The 26,782-nt window shown below is 61.2% G+C and carries 24 protein-coding genes and 1 pseudogene; 8 read left to right on the forward strand and 17 right to left on the reverse strand.

Features of this window, described 5'->3' with window-relative positions; genetic code table 11:
- Nucleotides 1-25 precede the first annotated feature (25 nt).
- From MOV76_RS06670 to MOV76_RS06710, 8 genes are all read right to left on the reverse strand, one after another.
- The gene (locus MOV76_RS06670) at nucleotides 26-1,063 is read right to left on the reverse strand and encodes an LLM class flavin-dependent oxidoreductase (protein ID WP_247264125.1); all 1,038 of its coding nucleotides are present in this window, start codon (nucleotides 1,061-1,063) and stop codon (nucleotides 26-28) included.
- 7 nt (nucleotides 1,064-1,070) lie between these two features.
- Complete coding sequence (locus MOV76_RS06675; RefSeq protein WP_115157807.1) at nucleotides 1,071-2,006, reverse strand: ABC transporter substrate-binding protein; 936 nt, start codon at nucleotides 2,004-2,006, stop codon at nucleotides 1,071-1,073.
- A 69-nt stretch (nucleotides 2,007-2,075) separates the two neighbouring features.
- Nucleotides 2,076-3,020 (reverse strand): ABC transporter substrate-binding protein, encoded by a 945-nt coding sequence (locus MOV76_RS06680; protein ID WP_247264126.1) that lies wholly within the window; start codon nucleotides 3,018-3,020, stop codon nucleotides 2,076-2,078.
- 92 nt (nucleotides 3,021-3,112) lie between these two features.
- Nucleotides 3,113-4,888 (reverse strand): amino acid ABC transporter permease/ATP-binding protein, encoded by a 1,776-nt coding sequence (locus MOV76_RS40035; RefSeq protein ID WP_309506091.1) that lies wholly within the window; start codon nucleotides 4,886-4,888, stop codon nucleotides 3,113-3,115.
- A gap of 37 nt (nucleotides 4,889-4,925) precedes the next feature.
- Complete coding sequence (locus MOV76_RS06695; RefSeq protein WP_131702961.1) at nucleotides 4,926-5,483, reverse strand: GNAT family N-acetyltransferase; 558 nt, start codon at nucleotides 5,481-5,483, stop codon at nucleotides 4,926-4,928.
- Entirely contained in the window at nucleotides 5,480-6,679 is a 1,200-nt protein-coding gene (locus MOV76_RS06700; protein WP_131702962.1) for a M20 aminoacylase family protein, read from the reverse strand. The genes MOV76_RS06695 and MOV76_RS06700 overlap by 4 nt, the downstream gene beginning before the upstream one ends.
- Nucleotides 6,680-6,696: 17 nt before the next feature.
- The gene (locus MOV76_RS06705) at nucleotides 6,697-8,046 is read right to left on the reverse strand and encodes an LLM class flavin-dependent oxidoreductase (protein WP_247264127.1); all 1,350 of its coding nucleotides are present in this window, start codon (nucleotides 8,044-8,046) and stop codon (nucleotides 6,697-6,699) included.
- A gap of 24 nt (nucleotides 8,047-8,070) precedes the next feature.
- Nucleotides 8,071-9,063 carry an LLM class flavin-dependent oxidoreductase gene (locus MOV76_RS06710; RefSeq protein ID WP_247264128.1) on the reverse strand — a complete coding sequence of 331 codons (993 nt, stop codon included), beginning with the start codon at nucleotides 9,061-9,063 and terminating at the stop codon, nucleotides 8,071-8,073.
- Between the two features lie 221 nt (nucleotides 9,064-9,284).
- Between MOV76_RS06710 and MOV76_RS06715 the strand changes: the two genes are divergently transcribed.
- A complete protein-coding gene (locus MOV76_RS06715) occupies nucleotides 9,285-9,566 on the forward strand; it encodes a type II toxin-antitoxin system Phd/YefM family antitoxin (protein WP_003591561.1) in 282 nt (93 codons plus the stop codon).
- Nucleotides 9,566-9,892, forward strand: a complete 327-nt coding sequence (locus MOV76_RS06720) for a type II toxin-antitoxin system RelE/ParE family toxin (RefSeq protein ID WP_028732312.1) — start codon at nucleotides 9,566-9,568, stop codon at nucleotides 9,890-9,892. Before MOV76_RS06715 ends, MOV76_RS06720 begins: the two co-directional genes overlap by 1 nt.
- Nucleotides 9,893-9,974: 82 nt before the next feature.
- Here the strand turns inward: MOV76_RS06720 and MOV76_RS06725 are convergent, their stop codons facing one another.
- Both MOV76_RS06725 and MOV76_RS06730 read right to left on the reverse strand, forming a co-directional pair.
- Nucleotides 9,975-10,886, reverse strand: coding sequence for an alpha/beta hydrolase (locus MOV76_RS06725; protein WP_247264129.1), 912 nt, complete (start codon nucleotides 10,884-10,886; stop codon nucleotides 9,975-9,977).
- Nucleotides 10,887-11,360: 474 nt separating this feature from the next.
- Nucleotides 11,361-13,124 (reverse strand): adenylate/guanylate cyclase domain-containing protein, encoded by a 1,764-nt coding sequence (locus tag MOV76_RS06730; protein ID WP_113542954.1) that lies wholly within the window; start codon nucleotides 13,122-13,124, stop codon nucleotides 11,361-11,363.
- Nucleotides 13,125-13,349: 225 nt separating this feature from the next.
- Between MOV76_RS06730 and MOV76_RS06735 the strand changes: the two genes are divergently transcribed.
- Nucleotides 13,350-14,582, forward strand: a complete 1,233-nt coding sequence (locus MOV76_RS06735; protein ID WP_113542955.1) for a protein-L-isoaspartate(D-aspartate) O-methyltransferase — start codon at nucleotides 13,350-13,352, stop codon at nucleotides 14,580-14,582.
- Nucleotides 14,583-14,592: 10 nt separating this feature from the next.
- Nucleotides 14,593-15,045, forward strand: a complete 453-nt coding sequence (locus MOV76_RS06740) for a DUF421 domain-containing protein (protein WP_047620416.1) — start codon at nucleotides 14,593-14,595, stop codon at nucleotides 15,043-15,045.
- 82 nt (nucleotides 15,046-15,127) lie between these two features.
- Here the strand turns inward: MOV76_RS06740 and MOV76_RS06745 are convergent, their stop codons facing one another.
- The 7 genes from MOV76_RS06745 to MOV76_RS06775 form a co-directional block, all read right to left on the reverse strand.
- Entirely contained in the window at nucleotides 15,128-15,892 is a 765-nt protein-coding gene (locus MOV76_RS06745) for a FadR/GntR family transcriptional regulator (protein ID WP_003549481.1), read from the reverse strand.
- A 24-nt stretch (nucleotides 15,893-15,916) separates the two neighbouring features.
- Nucleotides 15,917-16,981, reverse strand: coding sequence for a four-carbon acid sugar kinase family protein (locus MOV76_RS06750; protein ID WP_247264130.1), 1,065 nt, complete (start codon nucleotides 16,979-16,981; stop codon nucleotides 15,917-15,919).
- Nucleotides 16,978-17,970 (reverse strand): oligopeptide/dipeptide ABC transporter ATP-binding protein, encoded by a 993-nt coding sequence (locus tag MOV76_RS06755; protein WP_309506094.1) that lies wholly within the window; start codon nucleotides 17,968-17,970, stop codon nucleotides 16,978-16,980. The genes MOV76_RS06750 and MOV76_RS06755 overlap by 4 nt, the downstream gene beginning before the upstream one ends.
- A complete protein-coding gene (locus MOV76_RS06760) occupies nucleotides 17,970-18,977 on the reverse strand; it encodes an ABC transporter ATP-binding protein (protein ID WP_018246675.1) in 1,008 nt (335 codons plus the stop codon). Before MOV76_RS06760 ends, MOV76_RS06755 begins: the two co-directional genes overlap by 1 nt.
- Nucleotides 18,974-19,930 (reverse strand): ABC transporter permease, encoded by a 957-nt coding sequence (locus tag MOV76_RS06765; RefSeq protein WP_247264132.1) that lies wholly within the window; start codon nucleotides 19,928-19,930, stop codon nucleotides 18,974-18,976. The genes MOV76_RS06760 and MOV76_RS06765 overlap by 4 nt, the downstream gene beginning before the upstream one ends.
- A gap of 2 nt (nucleotides 19,931-19,932) precedes the next feature.
- Entirely contained in the window at nucleotides 19,933-20,889 is a 957-nt protein-coding gene (locus tag MOV76_RS06770) for an ABC transporter permease (RefSeq protein ID WP_003552254.1), read from the reverse strand.
- 129 nt (nucleotides 20,890-21,018) lie between these two features.
- Nucleotides 21,019-22,653 (reverse strand): ABC transporter substrate-binding protein, encoded by a 1,635-nt coding sequence (locus MOV76_RS06775; RefSeq protein WP_247264133.1) that lies wholly within the window; start codon nucleotides 22,651-22,653, stop codon nucleotides 21,019-21,021.
- 326 nt (nucleotides 22,654-22,979) lie between these two features.
- On the opposite strand from MOV76_RS06775, the gene MOV76_RS06780 reads away from it, so the two are divergent.
- The 4 genes and pseudogenes from MOV76_RS06780 to MOV76_RS06795 form a co-directional block, all read left to right on the forward strand.
- Entirely contained in the window at nucleotides 22,980-23,885 is a 906-nt protein-coding gene (locus MOV76_RS06780; protein WP_247264134.1) for a dihydrodipicolinate synthase family protein, read from the forward strand.
- A gap of 11 nt (nucleotides 23,886-23,896) precedes the next feature.
- On the forward strand, nucleotides 23,897-25,081 hold the full coding sequence (locus tag MOV76_RS06785) for an exo-alpha-sialidase (protein WP_247264135.1): 1,185 nt from the start codon (nucleotides 23,897-23,899) through the stop codon (nucleotides 25,079-25,081).
- Nucleotides 25,082-25,440: 359 nt separating this feature from the next.
- Nucleotides 25,441-26,574 carry an iron-containing alcohol dehydrogenase gene (locus MOV76_RS06790; protein WP_247264136.1) on the forward strand — a complete coding sequence of 378 codons (1,134 nt, stop codon included), beginning with the start codon at nucleotides 25,441-25,443 and terminating at the stop codon, nucleotides 26,572-26,574.
- Nucleotides 26,575-26,605: 31 nt separating this feature from the next.
- A pseudogene (locus MOV76_RS06795) lies at nucleotides 26,606-26,782 on the forward strand (4-hydroxythreonine-4-phosphate dehydrogenase PdxA); the annotation flags it as partial.

Genomic DNA, 26,782 nt, shown 5'->3' on the forward strand with positions numbered 1-26,782 from the left:
TGGCATCGAATGGTCGACGGCATTTTCAGGAAGCGGATCTAACTTCGGATTGGGCTTTCCATCCGAGTTCCGGTGCGATCAGCGTCACGAAGTCGTGGAGAATCTGTCGATACTCCTCGTGCTCGAACTCGTAAGGGAGCTCCAGCCTCAACTCGCCGACCTCAGGCAAGATCGGATCGGCAAAAAGCTGCGCCAATATCTCGTCCGAGGTGCCGACGACATCACGGGCGAACAGGGTGCGCCGCTCGCCCTGCGGTGAAAGGGTTCGCTCATAACGGCCATCGGCATAGTCTCGATACCGGCGCCGCGTTGCGGCATCGGCGCTATCGAAAGGCACGATGACGCGGCCCAGCGCGACCCGGCGCTGCGTGCCGGCGGCGCGATAGGTTTGGATCAGCCGCGATTGCGCGGTGAAGAAATCATCGGTCCCCTCGCCCGTTATCACATTGCCGGTCAACAGGTTGAAGCCATTGCGGCCGGCCCATTCGGCCGAGCGCTGCGACCCGCCGCCATACCAGATCCGGTCGATCAGGCCCTTGGCATAGGGCTGCAGCCGTGGCCGCTGCGGGCCGAAGGGCGTCTTGATCAAGGTCTGCTCGTCGCCGAGATAAGTGCCACGCAGATTGTCGGCAAAGCGCAGCACGCGATCATGCGAGAAATCGTAACCCGTCCAGTCGCCGTCGAAGACAAGCGGAGCGATCAGCTCGGCGTGCAGCGGCCGGCCGGCGCTGACGCCGATATTCAGCCGCCCGCGCGACAGAACATCGACGGTGGCGAGATCTTCGGCCAGCCGGTAAGGGCTCTCGTAACCGATCGGGATGACCGCGGTTCCAAGCTCGATCCGGCTGGTTCGCTGCGTCGCCGCCGCCAGGAAGGCGCTCGCGGAAGAGATTCCAGGCTCCAGGTGCCGCTGCCGGACCCAGGCACTGTCGAAGCCCAGATCTTCGCCATATTGCAGCTGCTCAAGCGTCTGCTCCAAGCCCGACAAAGGATCGCCGTCGGGATAATTGCCGGGTGTGAGGAAGCCAATATGGCTGATGGATATGTTGCCCACGCGTGCCATCCGATGATCAGTATTTCGGCAGGCCGGGCGGGTTGGTCTCGGATGCCGGCAGGGCTTCCTCGGAGAGATGCCAGTGGTCGAGTATCTTCGCGTAGGTGCCGTCCTTGATCAGACCGTTGGTGGCAATGGTAAGCGCATCGGCCAGTCCGCTTCCTTTGCGAGTGGTGATCGCGACGTCCGAGCGATCCGGCCAGCCGGCGCTCAGCGTGCCGACGCGTTTGATGTTCTTGTCGCGCGCGGCGATGAAGACGAGCTGTGCATGCGGCTGGACGATGACATCGGCCCGGCCGGAACGCAGCGCGAGAAGGCTTGCCGCCTCGTCGTCGTAATATTGCAGCTCGATCGGTTTCAGACCCGCTGCGACATCTTCCTCGCTCCATTTCACCAGGATACGCTCCTGGTTGGTGCCGGCCCCGACAACGATCCTGAGGCCCGCCGCATCCTTGGGCTCCTTGATCGAGGTTACAGGACTGTCGGATTTTACGAAGAAACCATGCAGGCCCTGGCGGTAGGTGGAAAAATCGAATTTTTCCTTGCGCTGCTCGGTGACCCCAACATTGGAGATGACGGCATCATACTTGCCCGAGGCGAGGCCGAGCGGCCAGTCGATCCAGGCGACCGGCACGATCTCCAGTGTCAGGCCAAGGCTGTCGGCGATGGAATAGGCATAATCGGGATCTGCCCCGACCACGGTCTTGGCATCCGTGGCATAGGTCGCAAGCGGCGGGCCGCCGGGGCTGACGGCGATGGTGAACTTGCCAGGTGTGACGAACTTGAATTCCCTGGGGATTGCGGCAATCGCCGCATCGTTCCTGGCGGCGTGAAGCCGGCCTGGCTGCTCTGGGCTGAGGTCGAAATCCTCGGCTGCATGAGCTGCGCCGAAGAAAAGGGCCGACGCCATGGCGGCGATCAGCAGGGTCCGGAATGCCGGAAAGGCAATCATCGTCTTCAAATCTCCAAATTGTCAGGCAGGAAAGGCCGGCAGCATTGCCGCCGGCCCAATAGGGATCGATCAGGAGCCGCTCTTCGGCAGGCCCGGTGGGTTGGTCTGGGCCTTGTCGATCGCCTCGGGACCGAGGTTCCACGTATCGAGGATCTTCCGGTAAGCACCGCTGGCGATCAGGTCGTTGACGACATCGGTCAACGGCGCGGCCAGGCGGCTGCCCTTGCGCGTGGTGACGGCAATTTCTGCGGTGATCGGCCAACCGCCGCTGACGGTGCCGACGAGCTTGGTCTTGCCGTTGATCCCCGCCGAATAGGCCTGCGTCGCGTTCACGCTGAAGACGGTGTCTGCTCTGCCCGACTGAACGGCAAGATCCTTGACCGCGTCGTCATCATAATATTGCACCTCGATAGGCTTCAGGCCGGCGGCGACATTCTCACGATCCCATTCCAGCAGGATCTTCTCCTGGTTCGTGCCGGCATCGGTGATGACCTTCAGACCGGCAATATCTTTCGGCTGCTTGATCGAGGTGATCGAGCTGTCGGACTTGACGTAGAAGCCAAGCTCGTCCTTGCGATAGGTCGAGAAATCGAATTTCTCCTTGCGTTCTTCCGTGACCGTCACGTTGGAGATCACCGCGTCGAACTTTCCAGAGGTCAGCCCCAGGGGCCAATCGGCCCAGGCGACGGAAACGAGCTCGAGCTTCAGACCCAGGCTGTCGGCAATCGCCTGGGCCAGATCGACGTCGTAACCGATAACCGTCTTGGAATCGGAGGCATAATCATGCAGCGGAAGATTGCCGCTCGAGCTGATGCCGACGGTGAAGACGCCGTTTTCGACGAACTTGAAGTCCTTGACTTCGGCAATGCGCTTCTCGTTCTTTTCCACCCGCAGCCGGTTGGGCTGCTCGGGGCTGAGATCGAACTTCTGCTGCGCCTGAGCGGAACCGAAACCGATCGCGGCAATGGTGACGGCTCCCGCTATCAGAAGCCTTGCCCTATCTGTAAATGTCATGCCCCTTCTCCATTTCATCTTTAGGTTGTGGTTATTGTTATTCGGCCGGAGCAGCCCGTCGCGGCCCGGCATTTCGCCAGCGCTATTAGGCGCTAGAGAACCTTGGCGAGGAATTCCCGCGTACGGGGATGTTCCGCTTGTGCGAAGATGCGGGCCGGCGGGCCAGCCTCCAGGATGCGGCCGCTTTCCATGAAGACGACCGTGTCGGCGACTTCGCGGGCAAAACCGACCTCATGGGTGACGATGACGAGCGTCGTGCCGGTGCGGGCAAGTTCCTGGATGACGTCGAGCACTTCGCCGACGAGCTCCGGATCGAGCGCCGAGGTCGGCTCGTCGAAGAGCAGTACCTTCGGGCGGAGCGCCAGTGCGCGGGCGATCGCCACACGCTGCTGCTGGCCGCCGGAAAGCTGGCGCGGATAGGCGTTGACCTTGTCGCTGAGGCCGATGCGCGCCAGCAGCTCCTGCGCCAGTTGCACCGCGTCCTCACGGCCGATGCCGCGAACCTGGATCGGCGCCTCGATGAGGTTTTCGAGCACGGTCAGATGCGGAAAGAGATTGAAGCTCTGGAAGACCATGCCGATATCGGCGCGGCGTTTGAGGATATCCTTCTCCTTGAGCTCGTAGAGCGTGTCGCCCTTACTGCTGTAGCCGACGAAATCGCCGTCGACCGAGATGAACCCCTCATCGACACGCTCCAGGTGGTTGATAGCGCGCAGAAGCGTCGACTTGCCCGAGCCGGACGGACCGAGGATGGCGGTCACGCTGCCGGCGGGCAGGCTGAGCTCGACATCATCGAGCACTTTCAGCGAGCCGAAGCTTTTGGAAATGCCGTGAATGCGCACCGCGCCGCCTGCGGCCCGCAGCGTCGCCGCATCCCGGAAACCGATCTTGCGCACGGTGTCGGTCACCGTATCGAGGACAGGCAGCGGAGGGCGGAAACGCTCGAAAAATGACTGAAAGGGCAACGGCGTCGGATTGCGCACGGCGCCTTTGGAGAAGTAGCGTTCGATATAGCGCTGAGCGATCGACAGCACCGTCATGATGATCAGATACCAGACGGTCGCAACCATCAGCAGCGGAATGACTTCGAGATTGCGGCGGTAGATCACCTGGACCGTATAGAAGAGCTCCGGCAGCGCCAGCACGTAGACCATGGAGGTGCTCTTCGCCAGTCCGATGAGTTCGTTGAAGCCGGTCGGCAGGATCGAGCGCATGGCCTGCGGCAGCACGATGCGGAAGGCCTGGCGGCGGCGCGGCAGACCGAGTGCTGCGGCGGCCTCCAACTGTCCGTGATCCACCGAGAGAATACCGCCGCGCACGATCTCGGCGAAGAAGGCCGATTGGTTGAGCGTCAGGCCGAGAAAGGCGGCGGCAAAGGGCGTCAGCAGCTGCACGGTGGGATAGTCGAGGAAGACTGTATCGGTGAAGGGAATGCCGATCTTGATCGTTTCATAGAGGTAGCCGAGATTGTTCAATATCAGCAGCAGCACGATGACCGGGATTGAGCGCAGCAGCCAGATATAGCCCCAGGAGAGACTGGAGAGCAGCGGCGACTTGGAAACGCGGGCAAGCGCCAGGGCCGTTCCGAGGATGGAGCCGGATATGGCGGCAAGCACGGTCAAAAGCAGCGTCCTGCCGAGACCGACGAGGACTGGTTCGGCAAAGAACCATTCAGCAAAGACGCCCCAACCCCAGCGCGGATTGGTGAAGATGGAATAGAGCACGGCGACGATGACGATGGCAGCAAAGATCGTGCCTGCCAGGCGGCCCGGATGGCGCGCCGGCACGATGCGGTAACGGGAATGATCCTTCGATTCTGCCGTCCTGCTGCCGGCGTCGATGCCGGCGAAATCCGTCGTCAGTGCCATTGTGCTTCCCTTTTATGATTGTCGGTCTTTGCCGTTTTCAGAAATTTGCACCGGCCACGCGCAGGCGCGGCTCGGCGTCTTCGGGAGCAGGCTCAGCGAGATGGGTGATGTCCTTCTCGAAGGGCAGGCTCTTGTAGATCTCGGGATCGGCTGATGTGTCGAAGAGAGCGGTGTAGCCGTAGTTCAGATAGAGGCCGACGGCCTCGGGCTGGCGAAAGCCGGTCGTCAGATAGATGCGGGAATAGCCCTGGCGAGCGGCCTGGGCCTCCAGCTCCACCAGCACCTTGCGGGCAAGGCCCTGACGGCGCAGATCGGAGCGCGTCCAGATGCGTTTGAACTCGGCCGTGCGGTCGTCATAGTTCTTGAAGGCACCACCGCCGATGGTTTCACCATCACGGATCAACAGGAGAAAATTGCCCTGAGGCGGCGCAAAAGCCTCAGGAGGATAACGGTTGAGCTCGGCCGCAGCACCTTCGGCATTGAAATAGTTGCCGTAACGGCTGTCGTATTCGTAGATCAATTCATCGATCAGCGGCTTGGCGCGCGGGTCGAGAGGGCTGGTATAGAGAAACGTATCGCTCATATCGTTCATCACCCGTTGTCATCAGTGAGGAAGGTTTCGGCGAGCCGCACCCAGTAGCGGGCGGCCGGCGCGATGATCGCGTCGTTGAAATTGTAGTGGGCGCTGTGGAGAGGAGCGCTGTCGCCATTCCCGACGAAGAGATAGCTGCCGGGATTTGCCTGCAGCATGAAGGCGAAATCCTCGCTTGCGGTTCTCGGCCGGAAATCCTTCTCGACCGCCGCCGGGCCGAGTGCGTCGTAGGCGACGTCGCGGGCAAAGGCCGTCTCTGCAGCATGGTTGATCAGCGCCGGAAAGCCGAGGCGGTAATTCACATCCGCCTCGGCGCCGAAGCTTTCGGCTTGGGCGCGTGCAAGTGCGGGAATGCGCTCTCGCAACAGCTGGCGGACCGTCTCGCTGAAGGCCCGCATGGTGAGCTTCATCTCCACACTTTCGGGGATGACGTTTGAGGCGGAGCCGGCATGGATCGAGCCGACGGTCGCGACCGCCATATCCTGCGGGTCGACATTGCGCGAGACGACGCTCTGCAGGGCGGTGATAAAGGAGGCCGAGGCGAGCACCGGATCGACGGCGCGGTGCGGTTCGGCGCCGTGGCCGCCCTTGCCGATGATCTTGATCACCGCCTGATCGACCGAGGCCATGGCGGGGCCGCTAACGAAGCCGAATTGTCCCGCGGGAACACCCGGCCAGTTGTGCAGCCCGAAGACCGCATCGACAGGAAACCGTTCGAACAGGCCTTCCGAGATCATCTTGCGGGCGCCGGCGCCGATTTCCTCAGCGGGCTGGAAAATCAGCCGCAACGTGCCGCTGAAATTGCCGCTTTCGGCGAGATAACGCGCGGCAGCGAGCAGGATCGACGTATGCCCGTCATGGCCGCAGGCATGCATGACGCCAGGGTTGCTGCTGGCATAGGCAAGACCGGTTGCCTCCTCGATCGGCAGCGCGTCCATGTCGGCGCGGATGCCGATCCGCTTTTTCCCCTCGCCGCGCCTGAGGGTGGCGACGATGCCGGTTCCGGCAATGCCCGTCGCCACCTCATAGCCCCAGGAGGAAAGGCGGGATGCCACAAGCTTGCTGGTCCTGAGCTCCTGGAACGCAAGCTCCGGATATTGATGCAGATCGTGGCGAAGCGCGATGATCTCGTCGAGATAGGCGGCGATGCCCTTGTCGACCGGATCGTTGCTGCGCGGGTTCTGGGCGATGATGTTCATGACGGTTCGTCGGCGCCTCAGGCGCCGACAGCCTTTCCGCGCTCGACCTGATCTGCGCCCGCCGTGTAGCGGCTTTCACGGAAGGGCAGACCCAGATGGTCGCGCAGCGTCTCGCCCTTCAGGACGGGATCGAAATAGCCGCGCTGCGTCAGGATCGGCAGAACGTATCTGGAGAAGTCGTCGAAGCCCTCGGCGATGACAGGGAAACCAAGGATGAAGCCGTCGGCAGCACCATGGTCCACCCAGCGGATGATCTCGTCGGCGATATGCTCCGCCGTGCCGATGAAGGGCGTGCGCGGCGTTGCGGAATCAAGCGCGACCTGGCGGAGCGTCAGGCCCTTCTCGCGCGCCGTCTTCTTGATGCGGTCGGTGGTGGCGCGGAAATTGTTCCTGCCGATATCGCCGAGTTCGGGGAACGGCGCGTCAAGCGGATAGACACTGAAATCATGATGATCGAAGAAGCGGCCGAGATAGAGCAGTGCCTCCTCTGTCGTGACGAGGTTGCGGATCGCCTGATACTTGGCTTCCGCCTCTTCCTGCGTCGCACCGACGATCGGCCCGATACCCGGATAGATACCGACTTCCGCGGCACTGCGGCCATGGGCAATCACGCTGTCCTTGAGCTGTCGGTAGAAGGCCTGTGCTTCTTCGAACGGCCCGCCATTGGTGAAGACCGCGTCGGCATGCTTGCCGGCGAGCCTGATGCCGGAATCCGAGGCGCCGGCCTGGAAAACGACGGGTTGGCCCTGCTTGGAACGGCCGATGTTGAGCGGCCCCTCGACTCGGAAGAAACGGCCCTTGTGGTTGAGGCGATGCATCTTCGTCTTGTCGACAAAGACGCCGGTCTCACGATTGCGGAGGAAGGCGTCGTCGTCCCAGGAATCCCACAGGCCCTTGATCGCATCGATATAATCCTCGGCGATCTCGTAGCGCAGTTCGTGTTCGGGATGTTGGCGGCTGTAATTGCGCCCCGAGCCTTCGAGCGGCGAGGTCACCGCATTCCACCCTGCCCTGCCGCCGCTGATGAGATCGATCGAAGCGAACTGGCGGGCGATGGTGAAGGGATCGCTGTAGGAGGTCGAGACCGTGCCGACGAGGCCGATCTTCGAGGTCGAGGCGGCGAGCGCCGAGAGAATGGCGATCGGCTCGAACCGGTTGAGGAAATGCGGAATGGACTGCTCGTTGATGTAGAGCCCGTCGGCGACGAAGGCGAAAGCGATGCCGGCCGCCTCGGCCTTGCGCGCCGTCTTGACGAAGAAATCGAAATTGACGCTGGCATCCGCCGGTCCGCTTGGATGTTTCCAGGCATTCATGTGCCCGCCGGGACCTTGCAGCATGATGCCGAACGTGACGTGTTTCTGAGCCATGGGATCAATCCTCCTTGGAAACGATCAGGCGACGAGGGAAAGCCGCTCCTTGGCGAGCAGCTCGATGGAAGCCAGGCGCTCGGCAACCGAAAGCGCCGGCGTGTCCAGCACGAACTCCTTGACCCCATAGCGGCGGTGAAGTTCGTCCAGCTCCTTGCGGATCTGCTCCGCCGTGCCATGCAGCACGCTCGGCACCCTCTCCTCGATGCGGTAATCGGTGACGCCGGCCTGGCGGGCAAATTCGGCCGCCTGCTCCTCGCTGCCGACATTGACGGTCTGGCCGTTCGGCAGGAACACCTTGACGATGCGCAGATTGCCGACGCGCTCGCGGGCATAGTCCTCGCTTTCGGCGGCAAAGGCGGCGAGCGCCAGGATCGGGCGCTTGCCGCCGGATGCCCGCTCATAGGCCTCGAAGGTCCTGCGCAGATTGTCAGGATCGCCGTTCAGGTGACCGGCGAAAACGAGTTCCCAGCCCTTCTCGGCAGCGAGTTCGGCGCTTTCGACGCTGGCGCCGAGCAGGAAACGCTCAGGCGCAGTCGGCGGGAAAGGCGTTGCCTGCGCGCCGTCGTAATTCGGGTCCGCAGCGAGATAGATGTTGAGATCGGAAAGCTGGCTCGCGAAATCCGGCTTCCTGGCCGGATCGACGGCAAGCTGCAGGGCGCGCGTCGACAGAGGAAAACCGCCCGGCGCCTTGCCGACACCGAGATCGACGCGGCCGGGCGCAAGCGATGCCAGAAGATTGAAGGTCTCGGCAACCTTATAGGCGCTGTAGTGCTGCAGCATGACGCCGCCGGAGCCGATGCGGATCCTCGATGTCCTGGCGAGAAGATAGGCGATCAGCGCCTCCGGCGCGGAGCTCGCCAGATTGGACATATTATGATGCTCGGCGACCCAGAAACGGTGATAACCAAGTTCCTCCGCCCGCCCGGCAATCTTTACCGTCGCCCGCAGCGCATCCGCGGCCGTCAGCCCCTGTTCGATCGGGCTTTTGTCGAGAAGACTGAGGAGGTAGGTCATGGCACCACGATCCGATCCTTGGTTGCAAAGTTTAGTCTATAAAATCAGTAGACAAACTCAATTATAAGAAATGACATTCTCTTTCGAACGCGTTGAGTGAAAAAAAGCGGCCGCACCCAAGATGGAAAATCGGATGCTAGGAATGTGTCTCCCAGCCACCGAAAGGCTTCTTTCAATCGACCACTTGATGGTCTATATTCTGGTCGAAAGGGAGTAGCCGCATGAAGCTGTCAGAACAGGTCAAGCCGATCAGCTATCTCAAGGCGCATGCGCCCGAGATCATTCGGACATTGAAGGATAATCCGCAGCCGGTCGTCATTACCCTTCACGGGGAGGCGAAAGCCATCCTTCAGGACGTCGGCCAATATGAAGAAACCCAGGAGACACTGGCGCTCCTGAAGGTACTGGCGCTCACCAACCGGCAAGTCGAGGAGGGTAAACTGCGCCCTGCTGCGGAATCCTTTGCGCGCATCCGCAAACGTCTGGCGGACAGCCAATCCTGATGCCATATCGTGTTCTTTTCGCCGAGGATGCGGAACGCGACATTGAAGATCTCTATCGCTTTATCGCCGGTCGCGACGGCGCCGAGACGGCAGAGCGCATTCTGACGGACATCGAGAGCGCCTGCGCCGAGCTTGAAGAATTCCCCGCCCGCGGAAATATTCCGAAGGAATTGGCGGGGATCGGAATTTCCGAATATCGGGAACTGCACCATAAGCCGTGGCGCATGATCTTTCGCATCATGGGCACTGATGTCGTCGTCTACTGCGTGGTAGATGGACGGCGCGACATGCAGAGTTTTCTGGAGCGAAGGCTCATCCGCGCTTAGCCACACGCTGCCCACACGGAGGCTGAACACTGTCCAACCTTCCGTCCGGCCGGCGCATTTGGCCGCAGAAGCGCCATCAGCATCAAGCCGATCGCGAATTCTCCGTTTTCGCTTCCCTGTCGGTCAAACCCTGGACGGCGAACGCAATGCTCACCGCGCGATTCACGGCCGCCGCAAGAACGGACATGTGGGTCTCGCCGGCATAAAGCTCGAATTCGGTACGCAATCCGTCGGCGGCCCCGTCTAGTCGCTCCGCCATCTCCCGCGCCAGGAGGACAGTCCGCTCCGTCTTCCTCTTCTCCAGACGCGCAGGGGCATCCTCGTTCCGGTACTGGAAGGGTGCCAGCTCATCGCCTTCGTATTCTCCGGCAGACAAATGCAGGAAGGGTGCATTTCCCGGTATGACTTGACGTTGCGCCTCATTCTTGAGGATTTCGCTGTTCTCCCAATAGATGGTCGGGCTGGCCGCAATCCAATTGGCAAACAGACCTGGACGCTCGAACAGGCCATAGAGAGTAAAGAGGCCACCGAAGGAATGTCCGAAAAGCGATCGGCGCATCGGATCCAGGATCACCATCTCTGCAATGCGCGGTATAAGCTCGTTCTCGATGAAATCGAGCAGCTTACCGGTCCCTCCGATGACAACCGGCGGACCGCCCTCAACGAAGGGCGGATAGGATTTGACCGGCGGAGGCCCCAGGTCCCAAGACCGGCGGAGCGGATCATAGGGCTCGTCGCACGGGTAGCCGATCGCCGCGATCACCCCCCAGCCGACATTCGTTCCCGTGGGATAAGGTGCCTGCGTGACCAAGCTGGCAACCGCGAAGGGGAAAGTGGCGTTGCCGTCGGTCATAACGAGAAGCGGCCATCCTTTCGCCGGCGGGCTCTCTGCCGGAATGGAAAGGAATATGCGATAGGGCTCGCCGCCCGCGGCAGGAGCCAGATCGAAAAAACACGTTCCGGGCATCGAATAGACGCTGGTAGGATTAGTCATGAGCATGTTTTCTGATCTTTGAAGAAAGGGATAGGGAAGGGAAACTGATGTCGGTGTGGTTCATCGGCGAGTTTCAGAGCTTTCCAGGTCGTGCAACTCTTGCTGATATCCTGACTTTCACGAAAGCGCATCATGGCGATCACGGTTCACGTTTACACAGGCTGATCTAACCTAGTTCCAGGCATGATTTGAAGACCCGAGGCTATCGCGCGGCGGTCCCGCTGTTCGATGGCCGGCCGCGACATTCAACGCGGGGTGCGATATTCCAACTTTGCAGAAACAGGACATTTCGACTTTGCGGCCACAAAGTTGCGGCTACAGAAAGATAAGGCGGAGCTTAAGGCATTGTAACATAATAGATATTGTGGTTCCATAATATGCATTGATGCCACTTTGCTGCGTCGCCAAGGCAGGCTCCATTTTCAACCGTAAGCAATACTTCTCTCTCGAGTTCAATTTTTCGGAGAGCAGACTTCAATCGCCAGACTTGCGCATCCCGGCCATGCGCATGCCCTCGATTAGCACTTCGATTCTGTGCGGGTCGATGGCATGTTGGCCACGACGGATGCGTGCGAGGTTGACGCCGGGCGAAATGCTCTCAAGCGCAGCAAGGTGCTTGCGCGCTTCATCCATGTGTCCGAGGTAAGCATTGGCGGCGATCAGCATCCAATGATTGGCGTCGTACCCTGAATTGACCGCTTGCGAGCGCATCGCCCAATCCAGTGCCTCCTCGTAGCGCCCTTCGGCCATACGGATATGCGCCATGCCGGTCAACTGCCAATGCGTCCCGAGTTCATTCGGGTTGAGCCGCAGCGCCCGTTGCAGATAGTCAGCGGCCTCGCCGAGATCGCCACCCAACAGCGCTCCGACGCCCGCTTGTTGCAGGACCATCGCGTTGTTGGGATTTTCCGAGATCGCCCGCCGCAGCAAGGCAATCCCAGTGTGATAGTCGCCCCTCATGTGGATCAGTACGAAGGCGCCATAGCTCAGCACCATCGCGTCGTCGCGGGCAATCGCCAGTGCCGCCCGGGCCACCGCTAGCGCACGTTCCGCATCGGCGTTCGACGCTCCGGGAAACTGCATGGCTACCCGCAACAGATAGGCTTGACCGGTCATCGCCAGGGCGGGTGCGAATCCCGGATCGAGGGCAATCGACCGCTCCAGCAGCACGATCGCACGCGCATTGGCATCGGGCCGCGAGACAAACACATCCGGCAATGCCTGTAGATAGAGATCGTATGCATCAAGGCTCTCGGGCCGCTCACGACGTGAGCGATCGATTTCGGCTCGCTGGATTTTTGGTTCGACCACCGCGACCACGCTTTCCGTGATCCGATCCTGTACGTCGAACACGTCCTCGAAGGCCCCGTCGAACTTGTCCGCCCATATGTGCGCTCCTGAAATTCCATCCACCAATTGTGCGCTGATGCGCAGCCGGTTGCCGGCTCGCCGGCCGCTTCCTTCAAGGACGTAGCGAACACCCAGTTCCTTGGCTATCTGTCGCACGTCGACGGCATGGCCTTTGTATACGAAGCTCGAATTGCGGGCGATCACCGCGAACGACTTGAAACGGCTGAGGGCCGTGATGATGTCCTCGACGATACCGTCGACGAAGTATTCCTGTTCGGGGTCACCGCTCATGTTTTCAAACGGCAGGACGGCGAGCGACGGAAACATCCCGTGGGCGACAGGTGGGATCGCTGGCGCGGGCGCAGTGTTCAGAGCATAAGCGCGCACCGGCCGAGCGATGTTCTTGAGTGTTTTCTCTCCCAAGTCGCGAAACCGCACGGTCACCCGGTCCCGCACGTCGTCGAACACCTTGCCCGAGATGCAAACTCCGCCTGGCTCGGCCAGTGCTTCCAGCCGCGTGGCGATGTTGACGCCGTCGCCATAGATATCGCTGCCATCCCCGATGACGTCGCCCAGATTGATGCCGATGCGCAGCACGATGCGGCGGTTCTCGGGCATTGGCTCATTGGCCTGCGCCATCTTGTTCTGCAGTTCGATCGCCGCGGTGACGGCGTTCACCGCACTGGCGAACTCCACGAGCACCCCGTCGCCCATCACCTTGACGATGCGCCCGCCATGTTCACGCACCGTGGGGTTGAGAATCTCAGTCCGAAGCTGCCTCAGTGCCGCCAGCGTTCCATTCTCGTCGGCACCCATCAGCCGCGAGTATCCGACGACATCGGCGACAGCGATGGCGGCAAGTCGGCGTTGGACGGGCAATTCAGCCATCTACGGTGACATCGCTTCAATATTTGTTTCCGCTAATGTTATTCTTGATGCCGGGAGAAGTCCAATAAAGCGCCGCTTATTCCGGCATTGAAGGTCATGAACTCGTGGAGGACGTCTTTGCTGAAAACCTGCGCCTCTCAGGAACTCCCCGGTCGCCCATTTGTTTTACATTCTGCACCACCCGGAAGTTTTCCAAGGTGCAGTCGGCGACAGTGGAACTGATCCATGGACATGACGCGCATCCGAGATCGCATGGTGGAGCACCACGTTACGCGTCGTGGCATTCGCGATCCAAGTGTGACCGAAGCGATGCGCACGGTGCCGCGCGAAAAATTCGTTCCTCCGGGCTCCGAGGAATTCGCCTATGAGGATGCGCCCCTGTCGATCGGCGAAGGCCAGACAATCTCGCAGCCGTTTATCGTGGCTTTGATGCTCGAAAAGGCCAAACTGGATGCCGGCGACACGGTGCTCGAGGTCGGAACAGGTTCCGGCTACGCTTCAGCCCTTCTGAGCCGGATAGCCAGGCATGTCTACTCCATCGAGCGCCATGAAATACTGGCGCTCGAGGCCAAGGAACGGTTCGAGAAACTGGGATACCGCAACATTGACGTTCGCGTGGGCGATGGCAGCAGGGGCTGGGCGGAAGCCGCCCCCTTCGACGCCATTATTGTTTCTGCGAGCGCACCAGAGGTGCCATCCGCCTTGAGGGAACAACTGGGGCTCGGAGGGCGGCTCATCATCCCGGTCGGCCGCGGTGATGGGCAGCGCCTGAAACGCCTCACGCGCACCGGCGCCACCGCATTCGAGGAAGAAGATCTCGGCGGGGTACTCTTCGTTCCCTTGATCGGCGAAGACGCCTGGACCGCTTCCCATCCGATGTATACGGCGACGGCCCCCTCATTGCCGGGAACGGTTGCCCCCGAGGCAAGCTCTCCGCAAGACGTACAGGGAGGGGGAATCGGAAAGATAGACGCATTGCCCACGCTGCCGGAAGGTGTGCTCGATCATAGCGAATTTCAGCAACGGTTCTGGGCTGTTCAACGTTTTTCCTGGATCGTTTTCACGCTTCTTCTGCTGACCTGCTTGCTGGGTCTGCTTGGAAGAGGCGGTCCGTTTTCGCGGCAAACACTCATACTGCCCGAAGGGTCCGTGGACTTTCCCGTCATCTCCCGATGGAATGCTCCCGAGGATATGACGGTGACCTTCACGCCGTCGTCCGAAGACAGGATATTCACGATAGATCCCGCCTTTCTTCAAACCTTTTCGATCCAAGGCGTCGACCCGCCCCAAAAAGCGACCTTCGCGCGCGCGGGCCGGATAGGCTACGTGTTCCCCGCCGACCCGGCAGGGCCGACGCAGATCGTCTTCCGTCTGCAAACTCAACTCCCCGGCCCTCTTCGCGCCACCATTGGCATGGGCGGGGAGACCCGCACCCAATCCACTTTCATCTTTCCATGAGGACAGCACGGTGGATGCGGTATTACGCGGACTGGCAATCTATTTCACCCTGCTCGTGATCATCCGCTTGTCGGGAAGACGGACATTGGCCCAGATGACACCGTTCGATCTGGTGATCGTGCTGGTGATCTCCGAAACCACCCAGCAGGCGATGCTAGGCGATGACTTCTCGATCACCAACGCCGTCATCTTGATCCTCACACTGTTTACGACCGACATCGGCCTGTCTTACGTGAAGAGGTGGTGGCCTCGCGCAGCTCATATCATCGATGGCGTTCCAACCATTCTGGTGACGGATGGCGTCTACGACGAACGCGCGCTCAGAGGCGCCCGGCTGCAGAAGGAAGACGTCATGCAAGCGGCTCGAAGCCAGGAAGGCATCGAGAGCGTGGGGGAGATAAAATTTGCGATCCTCGAAGTAAGCGGCAACATCAGCATCATCAAGAAGCAGAAATCCGGCTGACAATTGACGACGAAGGAGACATCCAGAGTTAAGGGCATGAACTCTCTACCATTTTTGAGTTGATAGCCGCTTGGAATGCGCGTCAGAAGGATAGGTCGAGCACCCTGCCCTCGAACAGACGGTCCCGGGAGCCTTCGAGATGCGCCTTCATCAGTCTTTGTGCATCGTCAGGCCGGCCATCGGCGATCGCCTTGTAGATGGCGTTGTGCTCTTCGTAGACCTGTTCCAACCCTTGGCGAGGGCCGAGCAAAGAGAGACCGTGGAGATGCATGCCTACTGCGATATGGGCCTTCAGCGCATCGATCGAGGCCGTGTAATAATGATTGTTGGCAGCCTCCGTCACCGCGCGGTGGAAGAGAAAATCGGCGTCGGTGCGATGAAGCTGGTGGCTGGTCGCCTCACGCAGATCCGCAAGCGCGCTGGCGATCTTCTGAATGGCCTGCTCATTGCGGCGTTTTGCGGCAAAATAGGCCGCCGCCGGCTCGATCGTCAGGCGGAACTCGTAGCAGCGCTGGATGTCGGCGATCGTCTTGACCGGTGAATAGGCAAGCTGCGTCGTCGGCGATCCATGCGCACTGACGAAGGTGCCAGCGCCCTGCCGGGCATAGACCATGCCCTGATCGCGCAGGCGCGCCAGCGCATCGCGGACGATCGGCCGCGACACACCCAGCATCGAGGCAAGCTCATGCTCGCCGGGAAGGCGGGAATCCGGCGGATAATTTCCGCCGCGGATACGCTCGAGCAACTGGTCGAAGACGCGATCGACCAGCTTGACGGCCTTGCCGCGTTCGGGCTTGCCCGGTGGGCCGGCTTCCGCGTTCAAAGATTCGCCATTCACTTCAGCCACGTCATTCTCCCCGGCGGTATCTTACTATGCCGCCCGATTCCAAAGAACCAGTCTTAGCAAACTATCGGGATTGCCGAAGCCCCCCGACTTCACGGCGCACCGAAAATGCCGCCCGTCGGCTGCCGTGACTTCGAACCACGGCACGCCAGCTTCGATTTCGCCCTTCGGCACCAGCACCCTGACATCAAGCGCCTGGAAAACGGCAAGCGCTGTATCGCCGCCTCCGACCATCAGCATGTCAGGCCTCGTATCGTCGATGGCCGTTTTGACGCCAGCCGCAAAATGGCGGGCGACAAGTGTTGCATCGGTTGCCATATCGCCGGTGCAGCGCAGCAACGCCGGCAGCGCCATGCCCTCCCCGCCTTCGACCTGCCCCATCGGCGCGTCAACCACCATACGCAGAACGCCCGAGGCTTCGAGCCGGTCCATTTGGGTAGCGGTAATCGGGTCGCGCGAGCCAAAGGCGAACAGGGTACGCCGGGTCGCCGCAAACTCCGGCACCGATTGCCGCCCCGTCTCGCCGAGTTGACGGGCAAGTGCGGAACCCAGACCCCGTGCGCCGACCGCAAGCGTCAGCCGCCAGTCATGATCGGCAACGATCTGGTCGAGATCACTATCGTCCTCCGCATCGGCAACGGCAACATTGCCCGCACGGCCCTCGAACAGATCGGCGATCGGCAGTGGCTTGTCGACGCCGCGGCCGACGACGCAGCCTCTACAGGTCACACGCTCCTGATCGGGAATAGCGGGCGCCACGAGGATAGTCTCCAGGCCGAGCGCATCGGCCAGCGCTAGGCTTTCCGCCGCGACATTGCCCTTCAGCCGCGAGTCGATCTTCTTCATCACGACCGCGGGCTTCACGCCATGAAGTGCCGCGGTCGCGAAGCGGACCCTCTCGGCAGCTTCCGGTTCGCCGAGCGCGCGAGAGGCGGTATTGATAACAACAACGTCACAGCCAGTGGCGATCGCATCCTCTGCGGCCTCGACATCGACGGCGACCGCAACCGAAAGGCCGGCTTCGACGAAGGGCGTTCCGGTATCGAGCGCACCCGTCAGATCATCGGCGACGATAACGGCCTTCAGCGTCATGCGGTCTGTCCGGTGTTGACGGCGTGACAGGCGACGAGATGGCCGGGCTTCGCCTCCTTCCACGCGGGAATGACCTTGCTGCAGACATCCATGGCGATTGGGCAGCGCGTGTGGAAACGGCAGCCCGACGGCGGGTTCAGCGGGCTCGGCACGTCACCCTGCAGGATCTGGCGCTGACGTGTGCGCTCATGCTCGGGATCGGTCTCCGGAACGGCCGACAGCAGCGCCCTGGTATAGGGATGCAGCGGATTGTCGAAGAGTTCCTCGCGGGTGGCAAGTTCAGCGAGCCGCCCGAGATACATGACGCCGACACGGGTGCTGATATGGCGCACGACGGCGAGATCATGGGCGATGAAGAGATAGGTCAGCCCGTATTTTTCCTGCAGATCGAGCAGCAAGTTGATGATCTGTGCCTGGATCGACACGTCGAGCGCCGAAATCGCCTCGTCGCAGACGATGAATTTCGGCTGGCAGGCGAGCGCGCGGGCAATGACGACGCGCTGGCGCTGTCCGCCGGAAAGCTCGTGCGGGTAACGCTGGGCAAACCGCGTGGACAGGCCGACATCGGTGAGCAGCGTCGCCACCCTCTCCTTCAGTTCCGCCTTGGTGCAAAGCTTGTGGAAGAGGATCGGCTCGCCGATCGCCTCGCCCACCGTCATGCGCGGATTGAGTGTCGAATACGGGTCCTGGAAGACGATTTGGAGGTCACGGCGGAAGGGCCGCATCTGTTTTTCATCGAGCGTCGCGAGATCCTGGCCCTTGTAGACGACCTTGCCGCTGGTCGCCTTGTAGAGGTTGAGAATGGTAAAACCGGTCGTCGACTTGCCGCAGCCGGATTCGCCGACCAGGCCCAGCGTCTCGCCTTCCATGATGTCGAGATTGACATTGTCGAGCGCATAGACGGTCGCCGAACGCTCACCAAAGGCGCCGAGCTTGACGTGGAAATGCTTGACTAGGTTTTCGACCTTGAGCAGCGGTTGAGCACCCATCATGCGGCCTCCTGCATTCTCTGGACGACGAAACAGGCAGCGCGGTGATTGCTGCTGCCGCTCAGCGGTTCGAGCTGCGGCACCTTTTCGTGGCAGATGTTTTCGGCAAGCGGACAACGCGGCGCAAACGGACAGCCCTTCGGCCGGCGGCCAGGCTCCGGCGGCGTACCGCCGATCGAGCTCAGCCGGCTTGCCGGCGGGTCCGAGAGCTTCGGGATCGATGACAGCAGGCCGCGCGTATAGGGATGGCTCGGGCGGGCATAGAGCTCGTCGACCGGCGCATCTTCGACCACCGTGCCGGCATAAAGCACGGCGACGCGATCGACGAGGCCGGCGATCAGCGCCAGGTCATGGGTGATCCAGACGACCGACATGCCGAGCTTGGTCCTGAGATCCTTCACCAGATCGACGATCTGCGCCTGAATGGTGACGTCGAGCGCCGTCGTCGGCTCGTCGGCAATCAAAAGCTTCGGATTGCAGGCAAGGCCGATTGCGATCATCACGCGCTGGCGCATGCCGCCGGAAAGTTCGTGTGGATAGGCCTGCAGGCGCTCTTCCGGGCCAGGAATACCGACAAGGCGCAGAAGCTCAACCGCACGTCTGCGGGCCTCCGCCTTTTTCATTCCGCGGTGATAGATCAGCGGCTCGCAGATTTGGTCACCGACGCGCATCACCGGATTGAGCGAGGTCATCGGATCCTGGAAGACGAAGCCGATCTCGCCGCCGCGCACCTTGCGCAGCTCTCTATTCGACATCGTCTGCAGGTCGCGGCCGTCGAATGTGGCCGATCCCTTGGTGACTTTGATCTTGTTTGGCAGGAGCCGCATCAGGCTCAGCATCGTCAGGCTCTTGCCGCAGCCGGACTCACCGACGACGCCAAGGGTCTCGCCCCTGTCGACATGGAGATCGATGCCGTCGACGACGATGGCGGGGCCGTTGCGGCCATCGATTTCGACTGTGAGGCCCCTGACATCGAGCAGGCGGTTGGTGTTTTTCGTGTCCATCATTTGCTGCCCCGCGGATTGAGCGCGTCGTTGAGACCGTCGCCAAGGAAGCTGAAGGCAACCGAGGCAAGGCCGAGCACGGCCGCCGGAGCGGCGAGAAGGTGGGGATAGTGTTGCCAAACACGCAGGCCGTCTGAGATCATGTTGCCCCAGCTCGGCGTCGGCGGATTGACCCCGACGCCAAGGAAGCTGAAAGCACTTTCCAGCACCATCGCCGTACCGAGACCGGCGCTGACCGAGACGATCAAGGGCCCCAGCGCGTTCGGAATGACATAACGCTTGATGATGATCCAGTTCGACAGGCCGAGCGCCTGGGCCGCGGTGATATAGGGCCGGCTGCGGATCGACAGCACCTGGGCGCGGACGAGACGGGCGTAAGGCGGCCAGGAGATCAGCGCCATCGACCCGAAGACGAGAATGAAATCCACCCACATAGTTTCGCGGTAGAAGGGATTGAGGGTCGCGAGGTAACGCGCCTCCATCCATTTGCTGATTGGTGCCTTCAACGACGCGTTGATGACGACGACGAGCAGCAGGTTGGGAACCGACATCGTCACGTCGGTCAGCCACATGATGGCGCGATCGAACGGATTGCCGAAGAAACCGGCGACGGCACCGAGCACGAGACCGATCAGCACGGCAAAGACGGTGACGATGACGGCGACGAGGAAAGCGGTGCGCGTGCCGAAGACCACACGGCTGAAGACGTCGCGGCCGAGATCGTCGGTTCCGAAGAGGTGGCTCATCGACGGCAGGACGTTGCGGGCGTTGAGATCCTGGCTCAGATAATCATAGGGAGTGAGGTAAGGCCCGAAGATCGCCGTGAAGGCGAGGATCACGACGACGACAAGGCCGAAGATGGCGAGCCGGTTGCGCTTCAACCGATACCAGGCGTCGCGCCACAGGCTGACCGGCTCTTCGACGGTTTCGATGGTGGAAAGAGGGATGGCGGACATGGTCAGCGGCTCCTTCTTGAATCATTGGCGCGTGGATCGAGCAGCGGATAGAGCACATCCACCAGGAGGTTCGAGACCATCACCAGGAACGATCCGATCAGCGTGATCGCCAGAATGACGGGATAATCGGAATTGATCAGCGCCTGGACCGTCAACCGGCCGAGGCCCGGCAGGCCGAAGACGAGTTCGACGAAGATTGCGCCGTTGACGATGGTGATCATGATCAGGCCGAGCTGCGTGACGACAGGCGTCAGCACCGGCCGCAGGATATGGCGCAACGCCACGATGATCTCGGGCACGCCCTTGGCGCGGGCGGTCCGGACGAAATCCTCCGACAGCACCTCGATGACGGCGGCACGCGTCTGGCGAACGATCAACGCGATCGGCTGGAAGGAAAGAACGAGCAGCGGCAGCAGGATACGGACATCGAGGATGCCGCCCCAGCCGTAGGGCACGCTCGCACCCGGCAGCAGCACGATGAGGCCGACCATCAGCAGCGGACCGGCGACATAGGCCGGGATCGCCCAGAGGAAGAGTGCGGAGCCTAAAATCGCATAGTCGATGCGCGAATTCTGGTTCAGCGCGGCGATCATGCCGAGCGGGATCGCGACGACGGCGGTCAGGATGATGGAACAGAGGGCAAGCTGGAAGGAGACGGGTGCGGCGGCCGAGACCATCGCCCAGACGGAACGGCCCGATGTCAGCGAGTTGCCGAATTGGCCGTGTAGCAGGTTCCAGATGTAAAGGCCGAACTGGACGATGAAGGGTTTGTTGAGGCCGGCACTTTCGCGAATGGCTTCGATGCGCTGCGGATTATAGGCAACGTCGCCCGGCGCGCGCAGGAAGATCAGCTTGATCGGATCGCCGGCGCCATAGAAGGCCAGCGCGTAAACCGCCAGCATCACCACGAGAACGGACGGAATCCAGATGGCAAATCGGGTTAGCACGTAGCGCAGCAAGGCCACCTCCCACCTGTTGTTCGATGCGTTCCCGCTTTTGGCTGCGATCGCATCTCTTCTTCTTGAAACTTGCGCGAAGGCCTTGCGGCCTTCGCGCGGTTTATCGCCGACAGGGACGGTTTCCGCCGATCAACCGATGGAAATGTTCCAGGGTTCGACGACCTGCCAGTCAAGGTTCTTTTCCAGGCCCTTGACGTCCTTGGTGGCCCAGCGCGACATCGCCTGAGAATACCATGGAATGAAGGCCCAATCCTCGCGGAACGCCTTCTGAGCTTCCTGCGCGAGAGCGATGCGCTGCGGATCATCCGCAGCCTTGGTCGTCGCTTCGGCAAGGGCACTGTCGACCTTGTCGTTCTTGTATCCGCCGAGCTTGTTCTGGGCGTTCGACGAGGTCGAGGCGATGCTGCCTGCCAGATAGGAGACGGCATCCGGCACGCGTGTGCCGACGTCGTCGCGGAAGATCTGGACCGAGTTCTGATCCGGACCGGCATAGGAGTCCTGCTGCGGCTTCATGTCGACGGCAGTGATGCCGAGATTCTGGCGCCACTGCTCGGCAATGAACTGGGCGGCAGCCTGAATGGCTGGCCCCGAGATGCCGACGAAGAGGATCTTCGGCAGGCGCTCCGGACCGCCGTAGGTCGATTCCGCAAGCAGTTTCTTGGCAGCCGCCGGATCATAGGGATAAGGCTCGAAGCCGGAATTCTCCGCACCTGGAACCGAGTTGAGGATCTGATCGGCCTTCTTATGCGGCCCGTCGGGATAGGAAGCCTTGAACAGGCCATCGCGATCGACGGCCATGATCAGTGCCTGGCGAACCTTCGGATCGTCCATCGGCGCACGAGAGATGTTGAACCAGAAGTGCTGGCTGGTCGGGATCAGCGGGCCGGCGGAAAATTCCGGGCCGAGATCCTGAATGATGGTCGAGGTGATCAGTTCGGTATGGGCGTTGAACTCGCCCGACTTGATGAGCGAGGTCGCGGTGACATTGTCCTCGATCGAGGTGATATCAATACGGGCAAGCTTTGGCTTCGGTCCGAAGAAGTTCTCATTCGGCTCGAAAGAAAGCTTGCCGGCATCGATATCGAGGCTCGTCAACTTGAAGGGTCCGGAGAAGACCGGCTTACTGTCAGGCTTGTACCAGTCGATGATCTCCTCGCCGTCGCTGCCGCGCGACTGGGACGCCTTGGTGATCGGCGCGATGTGGTTTGCAAGGCGCATGAAGAAGATCGGGTCTGCAGCAGCCAGCGTCACGACGACCGTTCCCTCGTCGGGTGTCGCGACACCTGTGAGCTCGTTGCCGGAGCCGGCGGCGATTTCGGCGTAACCCTTGACCCTGCTCAGCACCTGGTCGGCGCGCTGGTTCTTGGTGTTCGGCATCGAGGAGACTTCCCACGACCCCTTGACATCGGCCGAGGTGATCTTGCTGCCGTCGGAGAAGACAGCCTTCGGGTCGAGCTTGAAGGTCCAGACAGTGTTGTCGGCCGATTCCCAGCTGGTGAAGACGTAGGGCTTGATATTGCCTTGGCTGTCGAAATACATCGGCGATGCCCACCAGATCGAATTCCAGCGGAACGTCCTGCCGCCGCCGCGCAGCGGCGACCAGTCCTGGTCGAAGGCCGGATTTGCGACCTTCAGGACCTGGCCTTCATCGGCCATAACGATGCGGGCATTCGTCCCGAATACGGTGAGGCCGACGCCGGCTGCAAGGCCGAGCTTCAGCGCGTTACGACGTGATATATTGGTTTTATCCGATTGATCAGACATGGCATTCCTCCCAGAGTGAATTCGGCAGCGCTCTCCCTGCACCTGCCAGGCGCAGCACAATCCGTTCCGTATCGTTCTCTCGTTATTGTAAATATGTCAACAAAAAATCGCAATTTCGATCCGAACAAAATTTTCCTCTAAAAATATATAAGTTATAACAGATAGATAACTTTTCGAAGCTCCATCACAGCATTTTGTCTTCTTGACAAAAGCGCGGCGATGGAAAAGTTCTTTGCACTCCATCGCGACAGACGAATGACAATTGGAATGCGCAGCCGGCCGGTTCGAACACGGATCCCCAGACAGGACGCGCCGAGGAGGGCGAAATGAGCCATCACAGGATTACAGGCGTTTTCAGCGCCTCCGCAACGCCACTGACGGCGGACAACAGGCCGGATTTCGCACTATTCACCGATCACTGCCGGCAGTTGCTGGCCGAGGGATGCCACGGCGTGGCGCTGCTCGGAACCACGGGCGAGGCCAATTCCTTCTCCGGAGCCGAGCGCCGCGCCATTCTGGAAGCAGCACTTGAGGCCGGCATTCCTGCTGACAGGCTTCTGCCAGGCACGGGCGTCGTCGCCATTCCCGAGACCGTGGAACTGACCCGGCACGCGCTGTCGCTTGGCGTCACCAAGGTGGTGATGCTGCCGCCCTTCTACTACAAGGGCGTCTCTGACGACGGTCTCTTCGCCGCCTATTCGCAGGTGCTGGATAAGGTGGCCGACACGCGGCTGCAGGTCATCCTCTATCATATTCCGCAGGTCTCAGGCGTGCCGCTGTCCATTCCGCTGATCGGACGGCTGATTGCGGCGTTCCCGGAAACGGTCGTCGGCATCAAGGAATCTGCCGGCGATTTCAACAACATGCAGGCGATCATCGGCGCCTATCCCGGTTTTTCGGTGCTGGCGGGCGCCGACCCGCTGTTGCTGCCGCTGCTGAAAGCGGGCGGCGCCGGCTGCATCACCGCAACCTCCAATCTCGTGGCGAATTCGTTGCGCACCGTCTACGACCACGTCCATGACGAGGCGCGCGCCGCCGACGTCGAGGCGGCACAGGCCCGCATCAATGCCTATCGCACGCTTTCCAATTCCTACGTCCAGATCCCGACCATCAAGGCGATGGTGGGGCTGAAGACCGGCAATCCCGCGTGGAAGCGCACGCGCGCGCCGTTGATGCCGCTCGGCGATGCTGACTATGCCGCGCTCGCCGAAAGCTATGCCAAGCTGCCTTGAGGAGATCCGCCATGAACTTCACCGGCCTGCCTCCGGAAGCCGTTCCGGCCCTGATGACCGGGGCCATCACCCCGCACCCCACTGTCGAGGGTCGCGCGGAGGCCTATCTGCCCTCCCCCTGCATCCAGAACCATGCCGCAAATCTCGCCTTTCTGCCCGACGGCACGCTGACCTGCGTCTGGTTCGGCGGCACGATGGAGGGCATGGGCGACATTTCGATTTACATGTCGCGGCTGACACTTGGCTCCGAGCGCTGGTCGGAACCTGAAAAGATGAGCGACGACCCGGAGAAATCCGAACAGAACCCGTTGATTTTCAACGCTCCGGACGGAAAAGTATGGTTGCTCTATACCTCGCAGACTTCCGGAAATCAGGACGGTTCTGTTGTCAAATGCCGGATTTCAAGCGATGGCGGCCAGACCTTCGGCCCGGTCCAAATCCTCTGCGACAGCCCTGGCACCTTCGTTCGCCAGCAGATCGTCGTGAACGGTCGGGGCGACTGGCTGCTTCCGGTCTTCCGCTGCGTCGGCCTGAACGGCCAGCGCTGGAGCGGCGATGCCGATACGGCAGCCGTGCTGATGTCGCGTGATAGCGGCGCGAGCTGGCAGATGCGGGATATTCCGGACAGTCTCGGCGCCGTGCACATGAACATCCTGCCGCTTGGCGGCGACGAGATGATCGCCTTCTACCGCAATCGTTTCGCCGAAAACATCCTGTCCAGCCGATCATCCGACGGCGGCGAGACCTGGAGCGCACCCGAGGCCGCTGACCTGCCGAACAACAACTCCTCGATCCAGGCCGCAATCCTGAATGACGGAGCAATCGCAATGGTTTACAACCATTCGAATGCCGCCATGTCGGATGCGCGGCGCCAGTCCCTCTATGACGAAATCGAGGGCGGCGAAGCTGAAGTGACCGCTGTTGTTGCGGGCAACCTCCGCAAGGCCGTCTGGGGTGTTCCGCGTGCGCCGCTGAGCCTTGCGATATCAAGGGATGGGGGCAAGAGCTTTCCGCATCGCGTGGATCTCGATACCGGCGACGGGCTCTGCCTGAGCAACAATTCGAAGGATTCGCTGAACCGCGAATTCTCCTACCCCTCGATAGTCCAGGGCGGCGACGGCACGCTCCATATCGCCTACACCTATTACCGGCGCGCCATCAAATATATCAGCCTCGCCACGCAATCCCTGCCCTGAGCAATACGGCAGCCGGAAAATTGTAAACCTGCGTCCGACCGCATGCGGCAAGATGCAGGATGGCAACGGCTGAGGGTTGACTGGCGGCAGAAATTGACAACAAGATCGGATTATTCGCCGCCGTCGCAAGATGATGGCCAGCCGTGCCTGGAATGCTGTTTTCATTCAATGCAGTTCTTATAACACATTGATATTCCTATCGATAGTTGCATGTCTACGCTAGCCTGAAGCGCGACAAGATCGCGCATCGAAAGATAAAAAATTCCGCCCTTTGGAATGCTGGCTTGACATTGATCTTACAACTTTACATTAAAGAAGGCGAGGATATTGCCGCAAGATCTTGCAGGGAGGACTGGTTCATGGCCAGCTTGGATTCGCCAATCACGATAGTTCGGCCGCATCGGATCGAATTCGGCGTCGGCACGGCGGGAAAGCTGGGCAAATGGGCTGATGAAAAGGGCTATCGGCGCACGCTCGTTATCTCCGATGCCTTCAACGCTTCGCGCATCGACGTGCTGGAGCTGAAGGGCGAGGTTACGGTCTTTGCCGACGTGACGCCCGAACCGGATACAGCCAATCTCGAAAAAGTCCTGGCGGCGGCAAACGCCGCCGAGGCCGAACTGATCGTCGGCTTCGGCGGTGGCAGCGCCATGGATCTGGCAAAACTTGCGGCAGTGCTTGCCGGCTCCACCCAGACGCTGCACGAGGTCGTCGGTCCGAACAAGGTGCACGGGCCGCGCAAGGTGGCGCTCGCCCAGCTGCCAACGACATCGGGCACCGGCAGCGAGGCCGGCATTCGCGCGCTCGTCACCGACCCCGCGACGATGGCAAAGCTTGCGGTGGAAAGCCTGCATATGTTGGCAGACATCGCCGTCATCGATCCGGCACTGACCTTCAGCGTCCCTGCCCGCACGACGGCGGCAACCGGCGTCGATGCCATGGCCCATTGCGTCGAGGCCTTCACCAACCGCAAGGCCCATCCGATGGTCGACATCTATGCGATCGAGGGAACGCGCCTCGTCGGCAAATATCTCGCCCGCGCCGTCAAGGACGGCAACGACGCCGAAGCACGCGCCGGCCTCTCGCTCGCCTCCCTCTACGGCGGTTTCTGCCTCGGCCCGGTCAATACCGCCGGCGGCCATGCGCTTGCCTATCCCCTCGGCACGCGCTGGCATGTGGCCCATGGCGCGGCCAATGCGCTGATTTTTCCGCATGTTCTCGCCTTCAATACACCGTCCGCGCCTCAGAAAACCAAGGCGGTGATGGAAGCGCTTGGGCGTGAAATCTCCGGGAACATCACCTCCGTCTTCGATGCGGCTTACGCCTTCTGCGCCGAACTCGGCATCGAGATGAAGCTTTCCGGCCTCGGCGTGCCGGAAACCGATCTCGACGCCATGGCCGACGACGCCTTTGCCATTCGCCGTCTGCTCGATAACAATCCGCGAGATCTCTCTCGCGCCGACATTCGCGCGATTTACGCGGCTGCCTTTTAAGCGGTAAGGTTTTTTAGAAGGGACTCGATCGATGGACAGGAATGCGAAAGTCGCCGTGACGCTCGGCGATCCGGCCGGCGTCGGCCCCGAGGTGATCGTCAAGGCCTTGGCAGCCCTTCCGAGGGAAGAGCGCCGTGATTTCGTGATCGTCGGCAATGTCGAAGCGCTGGAGCGCGCCGACCGCGTCACCGGCGCCGGGCTGCGGTTC

Source organism: Rhizobium sp. PRIMUS64, assembly GCF_023006465.1.
GTDB lineage: Bacteria > Pseudomonadota > Alphaproteobacteria > Rhizobiales > Rhizobiaceae > Rhizobium > Rhizobium leguminosarum.

Excerpts from the sequence above, each read along its gene's own strand:
- MOV76_RS06670 (WP_247264125.1), bottom strand. The coding sequence starts at position 1,063 with ATGGCACGCGTGGGCAACATATCCATCAGCCATATTGGCTTCCTCACA.
- MOV76_RS06675 (WP_115157807.1), bottom strand. The coding sequence starts at position 2,006 with ATGATTGCCTTTCCGGCATTCCGGACCCTGCTGATCGCCGCCATGGCG.
- MOV76_RS06680 (WP_247264126.1), bottom strand. The coding sequence starts at position 3,020 with ATGACATTTACAGATAGGGCAAGGCTTCTGATAGCGGGAGCCGTCACC.
- MOV76_RS40035 (WP_309506091.1), bottom strand. The coding sequence starts at position 4,888 with ATGGCACTGACGACGGATTTCGCCGGCATCGACGCCGGCAGCAGGACG.
- MOV76_RS06700 (WP_131702962.1), bottom strand. The coding sequence starts at position 6,679 with ATGAACATCATCGCCCAGAACCCGCGCAGCAACGATCCGGTCGACAAG.
- MOV76_RS06705 (WP_247264127.1), bottom strand. The coding sequence starts at position 8,046 with ATGGCTCAGAAACACGTCACGTTCGGCATCATGCTGCAAGGTCCCGGC.
- MOV76_RS06710 (WP_247264128.1), bottom strand. The coding sequence starts at position 9,063 with ATGACCTACCTCCTCAGTCTTCTCGACAAAAGCCCGATCGAACAGGGG.
- MOV76_RS06715 (WP_003591561.1), top strand. The coding sequence starts at position 9,285 with ATGAAGCTGTCAGAACAGGTCAAGCCGATCAGCTATCTCAAGGCGCAT.
- MOV76_RS06720 (WP_028732312.1), top strand. The coding sequence starts at position 9,566 with ATGCCATATCGTGTTCTTTTCGCCGAGGATGCGGAACGCGACATTGAA.
- MOV76_RS06725 (WP_247264129.1), bottom strand. The coding sequence starts at position 10,886 with ATGACTAATCCTACCAGCGTCTATTCGATGCCCGGAACGTGTTTTTTC.
- MOV76_RS06730 (WP_113542954.1), bottom strand. The coding sequence starts at position 13,124 with ATGGCTGAATTGCCCGTCCAACGCCGACTTGCCGCCATCGCTGTCGCC.
- MOV76_RS06735 (WP_113542955.1), top strand. The coding sequence starts at position 13,350 with ATGGACATGACGCGCATCCGAGATCGCATGGTGGAGCACCACGTTACG.
- MOV76_RS06750 (WP_247264130.1), bottom strand. The coding sequence starts at position 16,981 with ATGACGCTGAAGGCCGTTATCGTCGCCGATGATCTGACGGGTGCGCTC.
- MOV76_RS06755 (WP_309506094.1), bottom strand. The coding sequence starts at position 17,970 with ATGGGTGCTCAACCGCTGCTCAAGGTCGAAAACCTAGTCAAGCATTTC.
- MOV76_RS06760 (WP_018246675.1), bottom strand. The coding sequence starts at position 18,977 with ATGATGGACACGAAAAACACCAACCGCCTGCTCGATGTCAGGGGCCTC.
- MOV76_RS06765 (WP_247264132.1), bottom strand. The coding sequence starts at position 19,930 with ATGTCCGCCATCCCTCTTTCCACCATCGAAACCGTCGAAGAGCCGGTC.
- MOV76_RS06775 (WP_247264133.1), bottom strand. The coding sequence starts at position 22,653 with ATGTCTGATCAATCGGATAAAACCAATATATCACGTCGTAACGCGCTG.
- MOV76_RS06780 (WP_247264134.1), top strand. The coding sequence starts at position 22,980 with ATGAGCCATCACAGGATTACAGGCGTTTTCAGCGCCTCCGCAACGCCA.
- MOV76_RS06785 (WP_247264135.1), top strand. The coding sequence starts at position 23,897 with ATGAACTTCACCGGCCTGCCTCCGGAAGCCGTTCCGGCCCTGATGACC.
- MOV76_RS06790 (WP_247264136.1), top strand. The coding sequence starts at position 25,441 with ATGGCCAGCTTGGATTCGCCAATCACGATAGTTCGGCCGCATCGGATC.